Annotated in this window: 19 protein-coding genes; 6 read left to right on the forward strand and 13 right to left on the reverse strand. The window is 68.7% G+C overall.

Going from position 1 to position 18,370, the window contains the following annotated elements:
• Nucleotides 1–42 precede the first annotated feature (42 nt).
• Both trmFO and G5B40_RS00415 read right to left on the reverse strand, forming a co-directional pair.
• Nucleotides 43–1,386 (reverse strand): methylenetetrahydrofolate--tRNA-(uracil(54)-C(5))-methyltransferase (FADH(2)-oxidizing) TrmFO, encoded by a 1,344-nt coding sequence (trmFO, locus tag G5B40_RS00410; protein WP_165093659.1) that lies wholly within the window; start codon nt 1,384–1,386, stop codon nt 43–45.
• 66 nt (nt 1,387–1,452) lie between these two features.
• Nucleotides 1,453–2,304 (reverse strand): lytic transglycosylase domain-containing protein, encoded by an 852-nt coding sequence (locus tag G5B40_RS00415; RefSeq protein WP_165093661.1) that lies wholly within the window; start codon nt 2,302–2,304, stop codon nt 1,453–1,455.
• 225 nt (nt 2,305–2,529) lie between these two features.
• On the opposite strand from G5B40_RS00415, the gene G5B40_RS00420 reads away from it, so the two are divergent.
• The gene (locus tag G5B40_RS00420; RefSeq protein WP_165093663.1) at nt 2,530–2,733 is read left to right on the forward strand and encodes a hypothetical protein; all 204 of its coding nucleotides are present in this window, start codon (nt 2,530–2,532) and stop codon (nt 2,731–2,733) included.
• Nucleotides 2,734–2,991: 258 nt separating this feature from the next.
• Here G5B40_RS00420 and gyrA read toward each other — a convergent pair whose 3' ends face one another.
• Together gyrA and G5B40_RS00430 are read right to left on the reverse strand one after the other, a co-directional pair.
• On the reverse strand, nt 2,992–5,739 hold the full coding sequence (gyrA, locus tag G5B40_RS00425; protein ID WP_246209670.1) for a DNA gyrase subunit A: 2,748 nt from the start codon (nt 5,737–5,739) through the stop codon (nt 2,992–2,994).
• A gap of 119 nt (nt 5,740–5,858) precedes the next feature.
• The gene (locus G5B40_RS00430; protein ID WP_165093665.1) at nt 5,859–6,776 is read right to left on the reverse strand and encodes a LysR substrate-binding domain-containing protein; all 918 of its coding nucleotides are present in this window, start codon (nt 6,774–6,776) and stop codon (nt 5,859–5,861) included.
• Nucleotides 6,777–6,914: 138 nt separating this feature from the next.
• On the opposite strand from G5B40_RS00430, the gene G5B40_RS00435 reads away from it, so the two are divergent.
• Nucleotides 6,915–7,139, forward strand: a complete 225-nt coding sequence (locus G5B40_RS00435) for a YjiS-like domain-containing protein (RefSeq protein WP_165093667.1) — start codon at nt 6,915–6,917, stop codon at nt 7,137–7,139.
• Nucleotides 7,140–7,208: 69 nt separating this feature from the next.
• Here the strand turns inward: G5B40_RS00435 and G5B40_RS00440 are convergent, their stop codons facing one another.
• The gene (locus G5B40_RS00440) at nt 7,209–7,583 is read right to left on the reverse strand and encodes a hypothetical protein (protein ID WP_165093669.1); all 375 of its coding nucleotides are present in this window, start codon (nt 7,581–7,583) and stop codon (nt 7,209–7,211) included.
• 138 nt (nt 7,584–7,721) lie between these two features.
• Here G5B40_RS00440 and G5B40_RS00445 point away from each other — a divergent pair, with 138 nt between their 5' ends.
• Entirely contained in the window at nt 7,722–8,903 is a 1,182-nt protein-coding gene (locus G5B40_RS00445; protein ID WP_165093671.1) for an acetyl-CoA C-acyltransferase, read from the forward strand.
• A gap of 124 nt (nt 8,904–9,027) precedes the next feature.
• Here G5B40_RS00445 and G5B40_RS00450 read toward each other — a convergent pair whose 3' ends face one another.
• The 6 genes from G5B40_RS00450 to G5B40_RS00475 form a co-directional block, all read right to left on the reverse strand.
• Nucleotides 9,028–9,492, reverse strand: a complete 465-nt coding sequence (locus G5B40_RS00450; protein WP_165093673.1) for a cupin domain-containing protein — start codon at nt 9,490–9,492, stop codon at nt 9,028–9,030.
• Between the two features lie 283 nt (nt 9,493–9,775).
• Entirely contained in the window at nt 9,776–11,140 is a 1,365-nt protein-coding gene (locus G5B40_RS00455; RefSeq protein WP_165093675.1) for an alpha/beta fold hydrolase, read from the reverse strand.
• A gap of 69 nt (nt 11,141–11,209) precedes the next feature.
• Nucleotides 11,210–12,154: an ornithine carbamoyltransferase gene (gene argF, locus G5B40_RS00460; protein ID WP_165093677.1), complete on the reverse strand. Its 945-nt coding sequence runs from the start codon at nt 12,152–12,154 to the stop codon at nt 11,210–11,212.
• Nucleotides 12,151–13,323 (reverse strand): aspartate aminotransferase family protein, encoded by a 1,173-nt coding sequence (locus tag G5B40_RS00465; RefSeq protein ID WP_165093679.1) that lies wholly within the window; start codon nt 13,321–13,323, stop codon nt 12,151–12,153. The genes argF and G5B40_RS00465 overlap by 4 nt, the downstream gene beginning before the upstream one ends.
• Before the next feature lie 122 nt (nt 13,324–13,445).
• Nucleotides 13,446–14,420, reverse strand: coding sequence for a DUF808 domain-containing protein (locus G5B40_RS00470; RefSeq protein ID WP_165093681.1), 975 nt, complete (start codon nt 14,418–14,420; stop codon nt 13,446–13,448).
• A 77-nt stretch (nt 14,421–14,497) separates the two neighbouring features.
• The gene (locus tag G5B40_RS00475) at nt 14,498–15,106 is read right to left on the reverse strand and encodes a TetR/AcrR family transcriptional regulator (protein ID WP_165093683.1); all 609 of its coding nucleotides are present in this window, start codon (nt 15,104–15,106) and stop codon (nt 14,498–14,500) included.
• A 48-nt stretch (nt 15,107–15,154) separates the two neighbouring features.
• Between G5B40_RS00475 and G5B40_RS00480 the strand changes: the two genes are divergently transcribed.
• The 3 genes from G5B40_RS00480 to G5B40_RS00490 all read left to right on the forward strand — a co-directional run bounded on the left by G5B40_RS00480 (nt 15,155) and on the right by G5B40_RS00490 (nt 16,815).
• Nucleotides 15,155–15,601, forward strand: coding sequence for a VOC family protein (locus G5B40_RS00480; RefSeq protein WP_165093685.1), 447 nt, complete (start codon nt 15,155–15,157; stop codon nt 15,599–15,601).
• A gap of 102 nt (nt 15,602–15,703) precedes the next feature.
• Nucleotides 15,704–16,288, forward strand: coding sequence for a GcrA family cell cycle regulator (locus G5B40_RS00485; RefSeq protein WP_165093687.1), 585 nt, complete (start codon nt 15,704–15,706; stop codon nt 16,286–16,288).
• 170 nt (nt 16,289–16,458) lie between these two features.
• Nucleotides 16,459–16,815 carry an acyl-CoA thioesterase gene (locus G5B40_RS00490; RefSeq protein ID WP_165093689.1) on the forward strand — a complete coding sequence of 119 codons (357 nt, stop codon included), beginning with the start codon at nt 16,459–16,461 and terminating at the stop codon, nt 16,813–16,815.
• Between the two features lie 87 nt (nt 16,816–16,902).
• Here G5B40_RS00490 and G5B40_RS21340 read toward each other — a convergent pair whose 3' ends face one another.
• Together G5B40_RS21340 and G5B40_RS00500 are read right to left on the reverse strand one after the other, a co-directional pair.
• Nucleotides 16,903–17,037 carry a hypothetical protein gene (locus G5B40_RS21340; protein ID WP_281350542.1) on the reverse strand — a complete coding sequence of 45 codons (135 nt, stop codon included), beginning with the start codon at nt 17,035–17,037 and terminating at the stop codon, nt 16,903–16,905.
• Between the two features lie 166 nt (nt 17,038–17,203).
• The gene (locus tag G5B40_RS00500; protein WP_211907386.1) at nt 17,204–18,343 is read right to left on the reverse strand and encodes an aminotransferase class V-fold PLP-dependent enzyme; all 1,140 of its coding nucleotides are present in this window, start codon (nt 18,341–18,343) and stop codon (nt 17,204–17,206) included.
• Nucleotides 18,344–18,370 lie beyond the last annotated feature (27 nt).

Below are 18,370 nucleotides of genomic sequence, written 5' to 3' on the forward strand. Positions count from 1 at the left end.
TCACCATAAAATGCACCGGAGCGGCGTTCTGTCAATCGGTTCTCAGCCATCCGTCCACCCGGTGAACGCCTCTTTCGCCCTTGAGGTGTAAAGATTTTTTCGCGCCGCCTTGCCGCGTCGACCGCCTGGCGCCGGTCCAAGCGGGGGGAACAGGCCGAAGTTCACATTCATCGGTTGAAAGGTCTCCGCCTCCGCCCCGCCGGTGATATGCGCGAGCAGCGCGCCATGCGCCGTTTCGGCCGGGGGCGCGGACATTTCGCGGCCCAGCCGCTCGGCCGCCGCGAAACGACCGGCGAGACCGCCCATCGCGGCGCTCTCGACATAGCCCTCGACGCCGGTGATCTGCCCCGCGAAGCGCAGGCGCGGCGCCGCTCGAAGCCGCATCGCCCGGTCGAGGAGCCGGGGCGAATTGAGGAACGTGTTGCGGTGGATGCCGCCGAGCCGGGCGAAGCGCGCGGTCTCCAGGCCGGGTATCAGAGCCAGCGCTTCAGCTTGCGCGGCGTATTTCATCTTGGTCTGAAATCCGACAATATTGTATAGTGTTCCCAGAGCGTTATCGCGGCGAAGCTGAACCACTGCATAAGGTTTTTCGGCGGGCGCGTGCGGGTTGGTCAGGCCGATCGGCTTCATCGGGCCGAAGCGCAGGGTCTCCGCTCCGCGCGCCGCCATCACCTCGATCGGCAGGCAGCCCTCGAAATAGGGGGTGTCTTTTTCCCAGTCGTGAAACTCGGCCTGCGGCGCGGCGAGAAGCGCGGCGATGAAAGCGTCATACTGCGCGCGGTTCAGCGGGCAGTTCAGATATGCGGTGCGCTCGGCTTCCGACTCGCCCTTGTCGTAGCGGGACTGGAACCAAGCTTTCCCCATATCCACGCTGTCCGCGTAGACGATGGGGGCGATGGCGTCGAAAAATGCGAGGCTCTCCTCGCCGGTCAGGCCGCGGATCGCGTCCGCCAGCGCCGGCGAGGTGAGCGGGCCGGTGGCGATGATCGCTGATGACCAATCCTCCGGCGGCAGGCCGGTGATCTCGCCGCGCTCCACTGTGATGAGGGGGTGCGATTCGATCCGCTTTGTGACATGGGCGGAGAACCGGCCCCGGTCCACCGCAAGCGCGCCGCCCGCCGGCAGCTTCGCCTCCGCCGCCGCCTCCATGACCAGCGAGCCGGCGGCGCGCATCTCCCAGTGGAGGAGGCCGACGGCGTTGCTCTCGTCATCGTCGGAGCGAAAGGAGTTCGAGCAGACCAGCTCCGCCAGGCCGTCAGTTTGATGGGCTTCGGTCCCGCGCTCCGGGCGCATTTCATGCAGGATGACGGGAACGCCGGCGTTCGCCGCCGCCCAGGCGGCGTCGGAACCCGCCATGCCGCCGCCGATGATGTGGATCGGATCCATGGTCGCCTCCTCGCGCTTCAGACGCCGCCGCGCATGTAGCGTGTCCGCGCGCCGAATGCGAGGGGGTCAATTTCGCCTGATCGTGCAGGGCGCGCCGGCGCGGCGCAGTCGCAGGCACAGCTTCTGCGCCTCGCTCCGACTTTCTGCGCCGAGCACCGCCAGATAACGCGGCCCGGTCGCGCGCCGCGCCCGGCGCAGGACGTGAAGCCGCGCCGGGTCGATCTGTCCGCGCGCGCTGCGCTTGGCCCGCTCGAAGGCGATCAACGCCGCGCCCCGGTTCCGCCCGCCCGCGACGACGACGCCCCAGGGCGGGCGCGGGGCGGCGCGCGTGGCGATGACCGGAAGCTGAAGACACCCGGCCTCGAAGCTCGCGTCTTTCAGCAGAGGGCGATCTTCAACCTCGCGGTCCTTGCGGCGGAACCAGTCGGCCGGCCGGGCGGTGATCGTGAGGACGTAGTCATGCGTCTCCGCCGGCAGCCGCGCCCGGTTGGCGAGCCAGCGCGAGACCCGGTCCGGCCCGCCGTTGTAAGCGGCGGCGGCGAGCCCGAAATTGCCGAAGGCGTCGCGAAGCTCGGCCAGATAGTCGGCCGAAGCCGGGATCGCCTGAGCCGGATCGAACGGGTCCGCGAGGCCGCGCTCCTTCGCCGTATAGGGCATGAATTGCGCGACTCCCTGCGCGCCCACCGGGCTGACGGCGTGGATGTCGAAGCGGCTCTCCTTCCAGATCAGCCGGGCGAAGAACGCTTTCGGCAGGGCCCGCCGCTCCGCTTCCGCGCCAATCAGCGCGCAGATCGCCTCCGGGCTCGCGGGGTCGGGGCGGGCGGCGGCCTCTGGCGGGTCCGGCGGCCGCGCGGTTGCGGGAACGGGCCCAAAGAGGAGCAGGAGGGCGAAGAAAAGCGCGCGGCGCGGCGCAACCATCGTCGGCTCAGGCCCCGCCGCTGGTCACGGCGGCGGTTCTCACGCCGTTGGGCGACGGGCGGCCGAAAGAAGGTCTCCACATGGGTTTTCCCCCGGAATCGCAAGCCCGCCATATTCGAAGGGCTCGCCGTATTTATGCTGCGGGACGACGATAGTCGATTCCGCGACTGGCCTCACGACGTAGGCCTCGGCCGGCAACCCATCGCTTTGCGGAAACCGGGCCTCGTGGACGGCGAGGAATTCCTGCGTCGACGTTTCCGCGAAGAGGGCGCCGCGAGTCCCGAAACCGGCGCCTGTGGCTCGGCCAGCGACGCCCTCGACGATAACCGCGCGGACTTCCGCCTCCCGCGACACGGCGGCGCCGGCATGAAGCGCGGCGCGCAGGCCCGCCAGCAGTTGGGATCGCCGCCGAAGAGGAAGAGGGAATGAGCGACCCGGTTCTTCCGCTCCCATGTCGAATCTCGCTGGCTGATCTCCTCCCGGAGGTCCTTCGACCCCTCCAACCACCCGCCATGCGGGGTCATGCGGCCTTTCTCCACGATCGGGACCGAGAGTGTTTCCCGCAGCCCGCGTGTGAAGAAAACGCCCGCGAAACTCGACCCGACGATCACCACGTCCCGACGTCTGGATGAAGGTCGGTCAGTTCATACACCGCCCGCCCTTCGTCGCGCCCGGCGCCTGCGTAGCCTACGCCGGTTCATCTTCGCCGTGGTCCTCGCCGCCCTGCTCGGCGATGCGGGCGACGGAGACGACCTTTTCGCCCTCGGCGGTGTTGAATACCCTGACGCCCCCGGCATTCCGCGAGCGGAACGAGATGCCGGAAACGGGGCAGCGGATCGACTGGCCGGAATCGGTCACCAGCATGATCTGGTCGTCGATCTCCACCGGGAAGGCGGCGATCAGCGGCCCGCCGCGCTGCGCCCGGTCCATCGCGAAGACGCCTTGTCCGCCACGCCCGCGCAAGGGGTAGTCGTGACTGGAGGAGAGCTTTCCGGCGCCCTTCTCGGTGAGCGTCAGGATCAGGTTCTCCGCCGCCGACATTTCTGCGTAGCGTTCCGGTCCGAGCGGGACATCGGCCACCGCCTCGGCGTCAGGATCGGCTTCCTCCTCCACCCCGTCGGCTTGCCCGGCGACAGCGCGGCGCATCTTCAGATAGGCGGCGCGTTCTTCGGATGTCGCCTCGAAGTGGCGGATGACCGCCATCGAGACGACATGGTCGCCCTCGGAGACGAGACGGATGCCCCGGACGCCGGTGGAGCTGCGACCCTCGAATACGCGGACGTCGGTTGTGCGGAAGCGGATCGCCTTCCCCGCGGCGGTGACCAGCATCACGTCATCCTCCTCGGAGGAGATGCGGGCGTTCACCAATTGAACGTCATCGGGCAGTTTCATTGCGATCTTGCCGTTGCGCATCACGTTCGTGAAGTCGGAAAGCCGGTTGCGCCTGACATGGCCGTCGGACGTCGCGAACGTGATCTGGAGATTTTCCCATTCCTCCTCCGGCTTGTCGACCGGCATCATCGCCGCGATGGAGACGCCCGGCTCGACCGGCAGCACGTTGACGATGGCCTTGCCGCGCGTCGCCCGCCCGCCCTGCGGCAGCTGATAGGTCTTCAGCTTGTAGCAGATGCCGCCGGTGGTGAAGAAGAGGATCGACGTGTGGGTGTTCGCGACGAAAAGCGTGGTGACGAAATCGTCATCCTTCGTCGCCATGCCGGAGAGCCCCTTGCCGCCCCGCGCCTGCGAGCGGTATTCGGCCAGCGGCGTGCGCTTGAGATAGCCGCCATGAGTGATGGTGACGACCATGTCCTCACGCTCGATCAGCGCCTCATCGTCCACGTCGCCGTCGAATTCGATGATTTCGGAGCGCCGGGGGACGGCGAAATTCTCCTTCACCTCGGTCAACTCCGCCGAGATCATGCCCATGATCCGCTCGCGTGAACGCAGGATGTCGAGATAGTCGGCGATCTTCAGGGCGAGCGCCTCCAACTCGTCGGTCACCTCCTTGACGCCGAGCGCCGTGAGGCGCTGGAGGCGCAGTTCCAGAATGGCGCGCGCCTGCGCGTCGGAGAGGTTGTAGGTGCCGTCGTCGTTGAGCGGGTGCATCGGATCGTCGATCAGCCGCAGGTATTCGACGATAGCGTCTGCCGGCCAGCGCCGCTCCATCAGCCGGGCGCGAGCGGTCGACGGGTCCGGCGAGGCGCGGATCGTGCGCACCACCTCGTCGACATTCTCGACCGCGACCGCGAGGCCGCAGAGAAGATGCGCGCGTTCGCGGGCGCGGCGGAGTTCGAACGCCGTGCGCCGCGTCACCACTTCCTCGCGGAACGCGATGAAGGCGGTGAGGAAACCGCGCAGATCGAGTTGCTCGGGCTTGCCGTTGTTCAGCGCCAGCATGTTGCATGGAAACGACTGCTGGAGCGGGGTGAAGCGAAAAAGCTGGTTCAACACCACCTCGGGCGTCGCGTCGCGCTTCAGCTCGATCACCACGCGCACGCCGTGCCGGTCGCTCTCGTCCTGGACGTGATGCAAGCCGTCGACCTTCTTTTCGCGCACCAGTTCGGCGATCTTCTCGATCATCGTCGACTTGTTCACCTGATACGGGATCGCCTCGACGATGATGGCGTAGCGATCCTTGCGGATCTCCTCGATGCGGGTCTTCGCGCGCATGATCACCGAGCCGCGCCCGTCGTGATAGGCCTTGCGCGCCCCGGAGCGGCCGAGGATCAGACAGTCGGTCGGGAAATCGGGGGCGGGGATGAATTCCATCAGGTCGTGGACCTGGAGATCGGGATCGTCGATCAACGCCAGCGTCGCGTCGATCACCTCGCCGAGATTGTGCGGCGGGATATTCGTCGCCATGCCGACCGCGATGCCGCCGGCGCCGTTGACGAGGATGTTCGGAAACCGCGCCGGCAGAACCGTGGGTTCACGGTCCTTGCCGTCGTAATTGTCCTGGAAGTCCACCGTTTCCTTCTCGATATCGGCGAGAAGGGCTGCGGCGGGCCGGTCCATTCGAACCTCGGTGTAGCGCATCGCCGCCGGGCTGTCGCCGTCCATCGAGCCGAAATTGCCCTGCCCGTCAAGCAGCGGCAGGCTCATCGAGAAGTCCTGCGCCATGCGCACAAGCGCGTCGTAGATCGCGCTGTCGCCATGCGGGTGGTATTTGCCCATCACGTCGCCGACCGGGCGGGCGGATTTGCGATAGGGCTTGTCGTGCGTGTTGCCGGTCTCGTGCATCGCGTAGAGGATGCGGCGGTGGACCGGCTTCAACCCGTCGCGGACATCCGGAATCGCGCGGCTGACGATGACCGACATCGCGTAATCGAGATAGCTCCGGCGCATCTCGTCCTCGACGGAGATCGTCGGGCCGGAATGCGTGGGCCGGGCCGGGCCGGCGCCTTCGCGGCCGTCCTCGTCATCATCATCGCTCAAGGGTTTTTCCTGCTCGCTCGGGGCTTGTCATGTTTACGTGATTTATACGCCGCGCGGCCGGTCGCGTCCACCTCGGACGGGTCCGGCCCGGTGGCGCCATGAGGGCCTGATTCCCGCGTTCAACGGGAGCGCAGCGTCTCCGTCGCGCCGAGCAGCCAGTCGCGAAAGCGCGCCGCCGGGCCGCGTCCGGCCGCGCCGGGCGGAAGGATGACGTGATAGCCGCCGAAGTCGACGCCAATCTCGCTCAGCCGCACGAGCCGGCCCTCGTCGATGTCCTTCGCGACAAGCTCGGCGGAGGAGAGCGCGACGCCCTGTCCGGCGAGGGCGGCCTCGATCGCCATCAAGCTGCCGATCCGACCTGTCCGTTCGCGAAGCGCGGGGTTCGAAAGCCCGGCTGCGGCGAACCAGCGCCGCCAGATCGCGCCGGAATCCTCATGGAGAAGCGCGAGCCCCTGCATGTCCTCCGGCGAGACGGGGAGGTTGAGTCCGGCGGCGAAACTCCTTGAAGCCACGGGATAGGCCGGATGGTTGCTGATCAGCGTGGCGCCCGGTTCACGCATCTCGGCGCGGGTCCAGCGGATTCCCACGTCGCATTCGCCGCCCTTCAGGTCGGCGATGCGCGCGTTCGCGTCGACGACGATCTCGATCTCTGGATGCTGGGCGTGAAAGTCGCTGAGCCGCGGCGCGAGCCATTTGAGCGCGAATGTCGGCTCCGCGCTCACGCTCACCCGGCGGCGCGCGCCCTCGGTCAGCCGGTCGGTCGCCGCCTCGATCAGGTCGAGCGCCCTTGAGGTTTCCGCCAGATAGGCGTCGCCCGCTTCGGTCAGCGCGACGCCGCGCGGCAGGTTGCGGAAAAGTCGCACGCCGAGGCGGGCCTCCAGCCCCCTCACATGCCTGCTGACGGCGGCGTGGGAGACGTTCAGCTCCTTCGCCGCGCCGACAAAACTCTGCCGCCGGCCGGCGGCTTCGAAGGCGCGGAGCGCGTTGAGAGGCGGAAGGCGGCGGGCCATGGCGAATCCGGTGACTTTTCCTGACATCTAGCGCGCCGAAACGGCGTTTGTGAAGTCGCGCGAACGGCTCCATCTGAGCCTCAACGCGGATTACTGACGCTCCATGACCGGGCGTCGGGGCAATATCCCGCAAGGGCGGCCGAAGAGGGCCGGAAGGAGAAGATCATGGCGATGGTTGAACGCGTCTCGAACGTATCCGGCGGCCTGCCGAGATTGGATCTCGCGCCGCTTGCGGCCGCGATTGTCGCCCGCTTCCGCGCGCGGCGGGCGGAGCGGCGGATGCTCCGGCTCAGCGACCGCATGCTGCTGGACATCGGCGTCTCGCGCGCCGACCTGGAGGCGCGCCATCCGCGGCTTCCCTCGATGGAGGCCGATGCGCCGCGCCTCTGAAGCGGCCGCCGCCCGGCGCCGATCATGGCCGGGCGGCGCTGTTCCAGTTCTGTGGTGGCGAGTGGCGGCCTATTCCCAACTGGCGCTCGCCTCTCGGTAGCAGTTGTTGCTGCAGCCGCGCGTTATATTGTAGTGGCCGTCGAAGCCGCCATCCTTCGCGTCGAGGCCGAACTTCATCGATTTCATTCCCCAGTCCGTCGTCGCTTTGGTCGAGAAGCTGAGGCTCCTTTCCGAAAGCGAGAAGGACGTGACCTCCGAAGCGCCGCCGAAGACCTTCGTGACCGCGCCGCTGGCGTCGACGGCGATCAATATGTCCTGATTGCCTTTCGTCGGATATTCGACCCGGAGCGCGCCGCCGCCCTCCGGCGTTCCGCTCGACTGCGCCGCGCCGGAAATCGGCGCCAGCATCAAAAGGAATGCGGCGATAATCGCTTGAATTTTCATCTTGGTCCGTCGGTAGTATATCAATGGGCCGATCCTGATCGGGCGCCCACGCGGCGTCAATGAAAAACGCGAGGCGCGCTTGCGCGCCGACGCGGAGGGTCATAGCTGAGGAGTGACCAGAAACCCGAGGAGAGCCCCATGTCCGATCCAATCGTCATCGTCGGCGCCGCCCGCACGCCGATGGGCGGCTTTCAGGGTGAGCTTGCAGGGGCTTCGGCCTCCGCTCTTGGCGGCGCGGCCATCGGCGCGGCGCTGGAGCGGGCCGGGGTCGCGGCGGCGGATGTCGACGAATTGCTGATGGGGTGTGTGCTGCCGGCCGGGCAGGGGCAGGCGCCGGCGCGTCAGGCCGGGTTCAACGCCGGGCTTTCCGAGGCGGTTCCCGCGACGACGCTCAACAAGATGTGCGGCTCCGGCATGAAGGCGGTGATGGTCGCGCATGATCAGCTTCTGGCCGGCAACGGCGATGTCGTCATCGCCGGCGGCATGGAGTCGATGTCGAACGCGCCCTATCTCCTGCCGAAGATGCGCGGCGGGGCGCGGCTCGGCCATGCCGAAGTCAAGGATCACATGTTTCTCGACGGGCTGGAGGACGCCTATGAGCCCGGCCGGTTGATGGGCGACTTCGCGGAGGATTGCGCCGAGAAATTCCAGTTCACCCGCGAGGCGCAGGATTCCTACGCGCTCGAATCGCTCTCCAATGCGCGCGAGGCGCAGGCGAACGGCGGTTTCGCCAAGGAGATCGTCGCGGTGAAGATCGCGACCCGCAAGGGCGAGGTGGAGGTGAGCGAGGACGAGCAGCCGAAATCCGCGCGCCCGGAGAAGATCCCGACGCTGAAGCCGGCCTTCCGGAAGGACGGTACGATCACGCCGGCCAACGCCTCCTCGATCTCGGACGGGGCGGCGGCGCTGGTCCTGATGCGGGAATCGGAGGCGAAGGCGCGGGGGCTGACGATCCGCGCCCGCATCCTCGGCCACGCCAGCCACGCGCAGGCCCCCGGCTGGTTCACCACCGCGCCGGTTCCGGCGATGAAAGCCGTGCTGGCGAAGGCCGGCTGGGGGGGCGGCGATGTGGACCTCTGGGAGGTGAACGAGGCCTTCGCCGTGGTGCCGATGGCGGCGATGGCGGAGATCGGGATCGAGCGCGAGAAGCTCAACGTGAATGGCGGCGCCTGCGCGCTCGGCCACCCGATTGGGGCGTCGGGCGCACGGATTCTGGTCACGCTTCTTCACGCGCTGGAGGCGCGCGGCGGCCAGCGCGGCGTTGCTTCGCTCTGCATCGGCGGCGGTGAAGGGACGGCGGTGGCGCTGGAGCTGGCGTAGGAGCCGGGCGACCCCTTATCGCGCGTTATCGCACGCGATAAGGGGGTCAAGCCGTTGATATATATCAGCAATCATAAAATGCGTGCGCGATAACGCGCGATAAGGGGCGGATTTCCGGCCCGATTCAGGCGAGCGGCGGGCCGACGAATTCCAGCTTGTAGCGCGCGGCGAGTTCGAGGATCCGGGGCATGTCGCGCTCCGGCGACAGCGCTTCGGCGGCGACGTCGCGAAAGAGGCCCTCGCCCGCGCCCGGCGTCAGCGTGATCAGCGCCCGCGAGGTTCCGGGGCCGAGCCCGCGGAACGTATGCCGCGCCCCGGCGGGGATCAGGACGGTGAAGCCCGGTCCGGCCTCGACCTCCTCGCCCTCGCAATGGAAGCGGACGCGGCCCTCGGTGACGACGAAGAATTCGCGTGCGTCGTGGTGGATATGAAGCGGTGGGCCGGCGCCCTCCGGGATCTCCTCCTCGAAGACCGAGAAGGCGCCGCCGACCGCGGCGGCGGGGATGCGAAACCAGCGGCGGAGGCCGAAAGCGCGGTTCTCCTCGCCCGCGCCGGGGCCGTGGACGACAGGCGCGAGGCTCACGCTCATTTCAGGTTCCTCCAACCGATGTGAAAGCTTCGGCGCGCGCCATCGTCCGGTCAAGCGGAGATTTGTTTCAGCGCATGAAATGGCATTTCAGAATCGCCTTCTGCGCGGCGGCGGTTTTTGCTGCGTCGAGGATCGCCGGGGCCGGGTTGTCCCCGGGGGACCATCTCCTCGCCGCCGTCTCTGCGCGACGGGCGGGGAGGCGGGCCGCGCCCGGCATCAGCCGCGCGTCGACCCGAGAGGGGCGCGCCGGTCGTGGCGGCTTTCACGCGCGCCGGGGCGGGCCTCAGCCGATCTGCGCGAGAAAGGCCTCGATCTCCCGCGTCGCGTGCGGCCAGGCCTGATCGTCCGCCGGCATCAGATGGTTGACCGAGTCGAGCACGACGAAGCGCGAATCCGGAATGCCGGCGGCGAGCCGGCGGCCCTGTTCGAGCGGATGCATGCGGTCGCCGCCGGCGTGCAGGAGGAGGGCGGGGCAGCGGATCGCGGGGAGGATGGCGGTGACGTCCAGATGGCCGATCACGTCGCGAAAGCGCCCGAACGACTCGGCGGTGATCATCTCGCGCATGGCTTCGGCCAGAACGCGGTGGTCCTCGGCGGAGGCGCCGGGCGAGATGATGCGGGCGAAATGGTCGCGGATCGACGGGTAGGAATCGTCCCAGCCGGTCCGGGCCATGGCGTCCAGCGCGGCGACGAATTCGGCGTGCCGCGGCTCGCTCCGGACATGGCCGCCCTGGGCGAAGCCGCCGAGGCAGATCAGCGCCGAGACCCGTTCGGGGTGGCGCGCGGCGAATGCGGCGGCGGTGGCCGCGCCCTGCGAGAGGCCGAAGACCGGCGCGCGCTCGACCCCGGCGGCGTCGAAGACCGCTTCGAGATCGTCGACGAAGCGCTCGACGCTCAGCTCCGGAACCGTCCGGTCGGAGAGGCCGTTGCCGCGCTGATCGAAACGGATCAGCCGGCGGCCGCGGGTCAGCGTCGTGAGAAGGCCGGCGAAAGGCGTTCGCCAGTCGCACTCCAGATGTGAGATCCAGTTCGGGGCCTTCACCAGCGCCGGGCCGTCGCCGATCGCGGTCCAGGCCAGTCTGGCGCCGTCCCGCGAGGTCGCGAAGCGGATCTGCTGGCTGGCCGCCAGCGCCGAGGCGGTCTCGTGGCGCTCCGCCGCGTCGAGATCGAGCGCCAGCGCCTCCACCGGCCGGGCGAGGCCCTTGAGGCGGAGCGCGCCCTCGGGGCGGAGCCCGACACCGATTCCGCCGCCGGCCATCTCGACCGCCGCGCGGCTGACCAGCGCGCCGCCGGGCCGGGCGGCCTCCTGCAGGCGCGCGGCGATGTTGACGGCGTCGCCGAAGATGTCATCGCCCTCCACCGTCACGTCGCCGACATGGACGCCGGCGCGGAGCTGCGTCGCCTCGGCGCGCATCGCCTGCTGGATGCTCTGCGTGGCGCGGATGGCGTCGCCGGCGGCGCCGAACTCCGCCAGCGCGCCGTCGCCCATCAGCTTGACGACGCGCCCGCCGGATTCGCGGATCAGCGGGCGGACGATGGTCCGCAGGATGCGCTGGAGATCGCGGAGCGTCGCCTCGGCGTCCTCGGCCATGCGGGCGCTGTAGCCGACGACGTCGAGCGACAGGATGGCGGCGATATGTCGGCTCATCGGGGGCACCTCATGCGGGCGGATCGGGAGCGGGAGCATACACGCGGCGGCGCCTGCGGTCAGGGGAGATCAGACCGCGAGGCACCATTTCAGGATCGCCTTCTGCACATGAAGGCGGTTTTCCGCCTCGTCGAAAATCGCCGATTGCGGGCCGTCCATCACCTCCGCCGTCGCTTCTTCGCCGCGATGGGCGGGGAGGCAGTGGAGAAAGATCGCGTTCTTCGCCGCGCCCTCCATCAGTCGCGCGGTGACCTGATAGGGGGCGAGCTGGTTGTGACGGCTTTCGCGGGCGGCCGGCTCGTCGCCCATCGAGAACCAGGTGTCGGCGATCACCGCGTCGGCCCCCGCGACGGCGGCCTCGGCGTCGCGCTCGACGCGCACCTTCGCGCCCGCTTTCGCGGCGAAATCGAGCGCGCGGGGCGAAGGGGAGAGCGGTTCGGGACAGGCGAGGACCAGCTCGAAGCCGAAGAGGGTCGCCGCCTCGATGAAGCTGGTGGCGACGTTGTTGCCGTCGCCGGTCCAGGTCAGGCGCTTGCCGCCGATCGGGCCGCGACGCTCCTCGAAGGTCATCACGTCGGCGAGGATCTGGCAGGGGTGGCTGTCATCGGTCAGGCCGTTGATGACCGGGACGGAGGAATTTTGCGCCAGTTCGACCAGGCTGGCGTGCGCGTTCGTCCGCATCATGATCGCGTCGACATAGCGGGAAAGCACCCGCCCGGTGTCGGCGATGCTTTCGCCGCGGCCGAGCTGCATCTCCTGCGCCGAGAGGATCAGCGCGGAGCCGCCCAGCTGCCGCATGCCGATGTCGAAGCTGACGCGGGTGCGGGTCGAGGGTTTCTCGAAGATCATCGCCAGCGCGCGGCCGGGGAGGGCGGGCGCCGGGTCGGGCGCGCCTTTCGGCAGGCCGGCGCGCGCCGCCTTCATCGCCTTCGCGTCCTCGATGATGGCGCGGAGATCGGCCGCGTCGAGATCGCGGATGTCGAGGAAGTGGCGCGGGGCGGCGCCCCCGCTCATGCCGCGTCCAACGCGGATGCGGCCTGGTCCAGCCGGCTCAGCGCCTCGTCGATCTCGTCTTCGGTGACATTGAGCGGCGGCATGACGCGGACGATGTTGTCCGCCGCCGGCACGGTCAGGATCCCGGCGTCATAGCCGGCCTGCACAACATCCGTGTTCGGCGCGACGCATTTGAGGCCGAGCATCAGCCCCTCGCCGCGCGTCGCCGCGAAGACCTTGGGATGCGCATCGACCAGCGCGCCGAGTTTCTGGCGGAGCTTTCCGGCCATGCGGTTGACGTGATCGAGAAAGCCGGGCGCCGTGATCTCCTCCAGCACCGCGAGGGCGACCGCGCAGCCCAGCGGATTGCCGCCATAGGTCGAACCGTGGCTGCCGGCGACCATGCCGGCGGCGGCTTTTTCGGTGGCGAGGCAGGCGCCGATGGGAAAGCCGCCGCCGATGCCCTTGGCGATGGCCATGATGTCCGGCGTCACGCCCGCCCATTCATGCGCGAAGAGCCGCCCGGTCCGCCCGACGCCGCACTGAATCTCGTCGAAGATCAGGAGGGCGCCGTTCTCGTCCGCGATCTCGCGTAGGGCGCGCAGGAAATCTCGCTCGATCGGGATGATCCCGCCTTCGCCAAGCACCGGCTCGATGCAGATCGCGGCGGTCTTTTCGCCGACCGCCGCGCGCACCGCGTCGAGGTCGATGGGGACGCGCTTGAAGCCGGGCAGGAGCGGGCCGAAACCCTTCGCCATCTTCTCGGTTCCCGAAGCGGAGATGCCGGAAAAGGTCCGGCCGTGGAAATTGCCTTCGAATACGACGATCTCCACCCGCTCCGTCTGGCCGATATGGTGCTGGTGTTTGCGCGCGGTCTTGAAGGCGCATTCCATCGCCTCGGCGCCTGAATTGGTGAAGAACATCGTGTCGGCGAAGGTCAGTTCGCACAGCCGCGCCGAAAGGGCCTCCTGCCACGGGGCGCGGTAGAGATTGGAGGTGTGCCAGAGTTTCCCGGCCTGTTCGGTCAGCGCCGCGACGAGTTTCGGATGCGCGTGGCCGAGGCAGTTGACCGCGATTCCGGCGCCGAAATCGAGATGGCGTCGGCCCGAACCGTCGATCAGCCAGGCGCCTTCGCCCCGCACGAAATCATGGGCGGTGCGCGCATAGGTCGGCATCACGGTCGGGATCATCTGAACGGCCCTCCTTCCGGGGCTGATGAGAATGGCGCAGCCCCGGCCGCGCCGAGGCGGGCGGGGCGGCTTTCGCGTTATCGTGGAGCGCGCCGGTGCTGTCAATCGGACGCTGGGCGGCGTCAATGCGCCTCGCCGCCGCCGGCGTCGCCGCCGGTGAAGAGCCCGATGAACGGCGCGATCAGCCGCGTCGCAACCGGGATCAGCAGAACGCCGAGGGCGAGACCGATCACGCCGTCGAGCGTCGCGGTGATCGCCCAGGTGACGAAGCCGGCGCCGCCGGTCGCGGCGGCTCCGTCGATGGCGACGTGATGGATGGTTTCGTAAAGCCATGACCAGCCGAGATCGAGCAGCCCGTGGGTGATGATGGCGCCGCCGACCCAGAGCATCGCCGCCGTGCCGATCGTGGCGATCAGGGTGAGCACCGTCGGCATGGATTTCACGATGCCGGCGCCCAGCGCGCGGACCGCGCCGAAACGGCCGACCCGAATGAGCCTGAGCCCGAAATCGTCGGCTTTGACCAGCAGCGCGACCGCGCCGTAGACCGCGACCGTGACGCCGACGGCGACGGCGCCGAGGATCAGGCCGCGGGTGAGCGCGTCGCCGGCTTCGATTTGCGAGAGGGCGATGGTCATGATCTCCGCCGAGAGGATGAAATCGGTCTTGATCGCCCCTTTCACCCGCTGCGTTTCGAGATGCGCGGCGCTGAGCGTCTCCGCCTGTTGCGGGCCGTGTTCCTTGTGCGGGAAGAGCGCGTGCCAGACCTTCTCGCCGCCTTCGAAGCAGAGATAGCCGCCGCCGATCATCAGCAGCGGGGTCAGGAGCCAGGGCAGGAACGCGTCGAGAAGCATCGCGACGGGCAGCAGGACGATGAGCTTGTTGAAGATCGAGCCGCGGGCGATCTTCCAGACGATGGGGATCTCTCGCGCCGCGGGCAGGCCGGTGACGTATTTGGGAGTGACGGCTGTGTCGTCGATCAGCACGCCGGCGGTCTTGGCGCCGACCTTCGCCGCTTGCCCCGCGATATCGTCGACTTGCGTGGAGGCGAGCTTCGCGATCGCCGCGACATCGTCCAGCAGCGCCAGCAAACCGCTCATCTGCGCATTCTCCTGCTTCGGGCCCCTCAGCATGCGGAGGTAAGGCAGGTTCGCGCCGATGCCAACAGCGAAGACTCCTAGCACGCCGCGCGCGGCCGCGCGCCGTCGAGCGCGAGGCGCAGCGCCGCCGCGCCGAAGCCCGGCTCCAGCGGCGCGTGCCGCAGCAGCACGCGCAGGAAGAGCGCACCGAAGACCAGGTCGACGGCGAGCCCGGCGTCGATATCCGCGCCGACGTCGCCGGCCTCTATCGCGGCCTCCAGATGCGCGACGGCGCGGCGGCGGCCGTCGAGCAGGACGCGATTACGAAAGAGCTTGAAGAGCTCGCCATCCTGTTCCGCGCTCGCAAGCATCAGCGCGGTCTGACGCCCCTCGCGGGAGGTGAGGCGGCGTGCGGTGTCCTCCAGCATGCGCTCCAGCGCGACGAGCGGCGGGGTCTTGCGCGCATCCCTGGCGCCGCTCGCCTCCCCGGCGGACATCAGCGCCGCCATGGCGAGTTCCTGCGCGTTCGCCCAGTTGCGGTAGATCGTCGGCTTGCCCACCCCGGCGCGGGCGGCGACCGCCTCGACCGTCAGGCGGTTCGGACCGGCCTCCTCGATGATCGCGCGTGCGGCCTGAAGCGCGGCGGCGCGTGCGGCGGCGCTTTTGGGGCGGCCAGGTTTGCGGGGCGGTTCTTGGCCTTTACTCATATCGAAACGATACGTAACGTAATATCAGATGACAAGGAGATTCGTCCGATGACCGCCACGCCCAGCCTCACACCCTATATCGTCGTGGATCGGGCGCGGGAGGCGATCGCGTTCTATACCGCCGCCTTCGGCGCCGAAGTGCTGTTCACGCTGACCGATCCCGACGACGGGCGGATCGGACACGCCGAGTTGAAGCTTGGCGCATCGGTGCTGATGCTGGCCGACGAATACCCGGATTTCGGGGCGCTGGCGCCCGGGGCTTACGGCGGATCGCCGGTAAAACTGCATTTCTATGTGGAGGATGTGGACGCGGTCTTCGCTCGCGCGGTGTCGCTTGGCGCGGCTGAGCTTCGCCCGGTGAAGGCGCAGTTTCATGGCGACAGGAGCGGCATGCTGGCCGATCCTTTCGGCCATATCTGGTTTCTGGCGACGAAGGGTGAAGAGGTTCCGCCGGAGGAGATGCAGGCGCGTTGGGACGCCTCGATGGCGCGATAGAGCGGGTCCCGTCGGGGCTCGCCTTGAAAAGAACGGCCGCGCGTCTAAAATAGGGGATGCGCGCCAGCGGTCGATGCGCGCAAATTCCAAGCGGAGAATACGATGTCGTGGACTGACGAGCGAGTCGAGCAGTTGAAGGCCATGTGGACCGAAGGACAGAGCGCGAGCCAAATCGCCAAGTCCCTCGGCGGGGTCACCCGCAACGCGGTGATCGGCAAGGTTCATCGGCTCGGTCTCTCCAACCGGGCCGCGGCGAAACCCGCCGCGCCCGCGCCGGAGCCGAAAGCCGCGAAGCCGGTGATCGCGCCGGAGCCGGTGGCGGAGCCCGCGCCTGAGCCCCAGCCGCGAGTCGAGCCCGTCGCGGCGCCGAAGCCGATCCCCTCGCCGACCGCGCGGCGCGAGCCGCCGCCGCCGACCCCGGCGATGGTCGAGGACGCGCAGCGCACCGCGCAGGCGCTGGCGGCGATGGAGAAGAAGGCGAAGCGGCTGAACCTCCTGGAGTTGACCGAGCGGACCTGCAAATGGCCGATCGGCGACCCGGCGACCGACAATTTCTTCTTCTGCGGCCTCGCCTGTCAGCCGGGCAAGCCCTATTGCGAGGCGCATGTCGCGGTGGCCTTCCAGCCGATGTCGTCGCGGCGCGACCGGGACCGCAACCGCAACCGTTCCGCCGGCGGCTTCCGCTAAGGTCCGGTCGCGCGCGCGTGCCGAAGGCGGCGCGCCGATCAAAGCGGACATTGCTTCCGGATCCGTTGCGCCCACTGTGAGCGGCGTGTTCGCCACGGGAGAATGGAATGTCCGCCATGATCTCCCATCGCTCGGTGGTCGATCCGGTCGATTGAGACTTTCTCGGCCACATGGACGTTTCGAGTTGCTTCGCCGCCTGTCCGGACGGCGTGTTCGCGATCCAGTCAGAAATGGGTCTTACCGGCAACGACATGCGAATGGGCCGCCGGTTGTCCTTCGCCGTCGTGCACGTTGAGAGCGACTTCGAGGCCGAATTCGTCGCGGGAGACACGATACGGCTTGAGACTTCGGTTGCAGCGGTCGGTGCGAAGTCGATGACGTTCAGGCATCGGCTGATCCGGTGCGAGGGCGACGCGCTGGCGTTCGAGACGGTGTTCAACTGCGCGATGCTGAGCCTGGACGCCTGCCAGGCCGCGGCGATACCCGATGATGCGCGCGAAAGGGCGACGACCTGGCTGGAGACCTGATCCGCCGAGGCGGGCCGTCAGTCGGTTCGCGTGATTGAAATGCGGAGGGGCGCCCCGCGTTTGCGTTGAACCGCGCGTCGCCCGCCCTCAGGGCCGCGCCGCGGGCGCCCAATAGCACCGCCGGACGCCGAGTTGGGCCAGCGCGAGACCGGCGAGGATCAGCGCCAGCGCCGACCTGACGAGCGGCGGCAGGCTCTCTCCCAGAAAGACGACGCCGAGCACCGTCGGTCAGGGCGACGCCTGATCGTTGACCGAGGGGATCGACCTGCCCGGCGCGCACGAGCGCGACGCCATTCAGAGCATGGCGCCGAGACAGGCGGTGAGGCGAACGAAGGCCCGGAGGCCAGGCGCGCCCGCGCTCAAGGCGCGGACCCGAGCGCGGATGCGCTCAAAGTTCGCTCGCGAGCGCCTCGACCAGTCGGTCGCAATCCTCTTCGTCGTTCCAGAGATGCGGCGTGACGCGGAGCGCGCCGCCGCGTTCGGAAAGATAGACCTGCTTCGCCGCCAGACGGGCGAGCAGATCCTTTGGCGCGCCGACGGGCAGGCCGGCGGAGAGATAATGCGGCCCGCGCGCCACGTCAGGCGTCGGGGAGAGCCCGAGCGCGGCGATGCGTTTCGAAAGCCCGGCTGCGCGGGCGGCGAGCGTCTCCTCGATATTGGCGACGCCCCAGGCCGTCAGTTGCTCCAGAGCGGCGATCAGGCCGGGAAGGAGAGCGAAATTCGCGCGTTCCCCCATGTCGAAGCGCAGCGCGCCAGGCTCGTATTCGTCAGTGTATTCCACCAGGCCGGCGAAATTCCGGCTGTCCTTGCGCGTGATCCAGCCTTCCTCCAGCGGTGCGCCGTCGCGCCGCTCGGGGGCGACGTAGAGAAACCCTGTCGCATAGGGGCCGAGCAGCCACTTGTAAGCGGCGGCGGTCGCGAAATCCGGCCGGATGGCGGCGAAATCCGTCACCATCGCCCCGGCCGACTGCGTGAGGTCGAGAACCAGCGCGGCGCCGGTTTCGTCGCAGCGCCTGCGGACCGCGGCGAGATCGATGCGCGCGCCCGTGGTCCAGAGGACATTGGGGAGCGCGGCGACGGCGCAGCGCTCGTCGATAGCGGTGAGAACCGCCGCCGTCGCGTCTTCGCCCGGCGGCGCGGCGACGGCGAACACTTCGGCGCCGGTTTCCACCGCCCTGCGACGCCAAGGGTAGACGTGGCTCGGGAACTGGTCCTTCAGCAGGACGACGCGGCGGCCGGGGGCGAGGGGGATGTTTCGCGCCGCGCTCTCGATCCCATAGCTCGCCGAGGGCGCAAGCGCGACGCCGGCGGCGTCCGCGTTCACCAGACCGGCGAAGAGCGCGCGGGCGCGGTCCGGCGCGTCGTAGAAGTCGGGAATCGTCAGATCCCACGGCCGGGCCTTCATCCGTGCGCCGCGGTCGATCGCGGCCACGGCTGCGTGGCTTAGCGGCGACATGTACGCGGTGTTGAGATAGGCGACGTCGCGCGGAATATCGAATAGCGCGCGCTGGCAGGGGATAATCGACATGCGGGGCTCCTTCGCCCCTTCGCTAAC

It is taken from the genome of Pikeienuella piscinae (assembly GCF_011044155.1).
Classification (GTDB): domain Bacteria; phylum Pseudomonadota; class Alphaproteobacteria; order Rhodobacterales; family Rhodobacteraceae; genus Pikeienuella; species Pikeienuella piscinae.

Excerpts from the sequence above, each read along its gene's own strand:
- trmFO (WP_165093659.1), bottom strand. The coding sequence starts at position 1,386 with ATGGATCCGATCCACATCATCGGCGGCGGCATGGCGGGTTCCGACGCC.
- G5B40_RS00415 (WP_165093661.1), bottom strand. The coding sequence starts at position 2,304 with ATGGTTGCGCCGCGCCGCGCGCTTTTCTTCGCCCTCCTGCTCCTCTTT.
- G5B40_RS00430 (WP_165093665.1), bottom strand. The coding sequence starts at position 6,776 with ATGTCAGGAAAAGTCACCGGATTCGCCATGGCCCGCCGCCTTCCGCCT.
- G5B40_RS00435 (WP_165093667.1), top strand. The coding sequence starts at position 6,915 with ATGGCGATGGTTGAACGCGTCTCGAACGTATCCGGCGGCCTGCCGAGA.
- G5B40_RS00440 (WP_165093669.1), bottom strand. The coding sequence starts at position 7,583 with ATGAAAATTCAAGCGATTATCGCCGCATTCCTTTTGATGCTGGCGCCG.
- G5B40_RS00445 (WP_165093671.1), top strand. The coding sequence starts at position 7,722 with ATGTCCGATCCAATCGTCATCGTCGGCGCCGCCCGCACGCCGATGGGC.
- G5B40_RS00450 (WP_165093673.1), bottom strand. The coding sequence starts at position 9,492 with ATGAGCGTGAGCCTCGCGCCTGTCGTCCACGGCCCCGGCGCGGGCGAG.
- G5B40_RS00455 (WP_165093675.1), bottom strand. The coding sequence starts at position 11,140 with ATGAGCCGACATATCGCCGCCATCCTGTCGCTCGACGTCGTCGGCTAC.
- argF (WP_165093677.1), bottom strand. The coding sequence starts at position 12,154 with ATGAGCGGGGGCGCCGCCCCGCGCCACTTCCTCGACATCCGCGATCTC.
- G5B40_RS00465 (WP_165093679.1), bottom strand. The coding sequence starts at position 13,323 with ATGATCCCGACCGTGATGCCGACCTATGCGCGCACCGCCCATGATTTC.
- G5B40_RS00470 (WP_165093681.1), bottom strand. The coding sequence starts at position 14,420 with ATGAGCGGTTTGCTGGCGCTGCTGGACGATGTCGCGGCGATCGCGAAG.
- G5B40_RS00475 (WP_165093683.1), bottom strand. The coding sequence starts at position 15,106 with ATGAGTAAAGGCCAAGAACCGCCCCGCAAACCTGGCCGCCCCAAAAGC.
- G5B40_RS00480 (WP_165093685.1), top strand. The coding sequence starts at position 15,155 with ATGACCGCCACGCCCAGCCTCACACCCTATATCGTCGTGGATCGGGCG.
- G5B40_RS00485 (WP_165093687.1), top strand. The coding sequence starts at position 15,704 with ATGTCGTGGACTGACGAGCGAGTCGAGCAGTTGAAGGCCATGTGGACC.
- G5B40_RS00490 (WP_165093689.1), top strand. The coding sequence starts at position 16,459 with ATGGACGTTTCGAGTTGCTTCGCCGCCTGTCCGGACGGCGTGTTCGCG.
- G5B40_RS00500 (WP_211907386.1), bottom strand. The coding sequence starts at position 18,343 with ATGTCGATTATCCCCTGCCAGCGCGCGCTATTCGATATTCCGCGCGAC.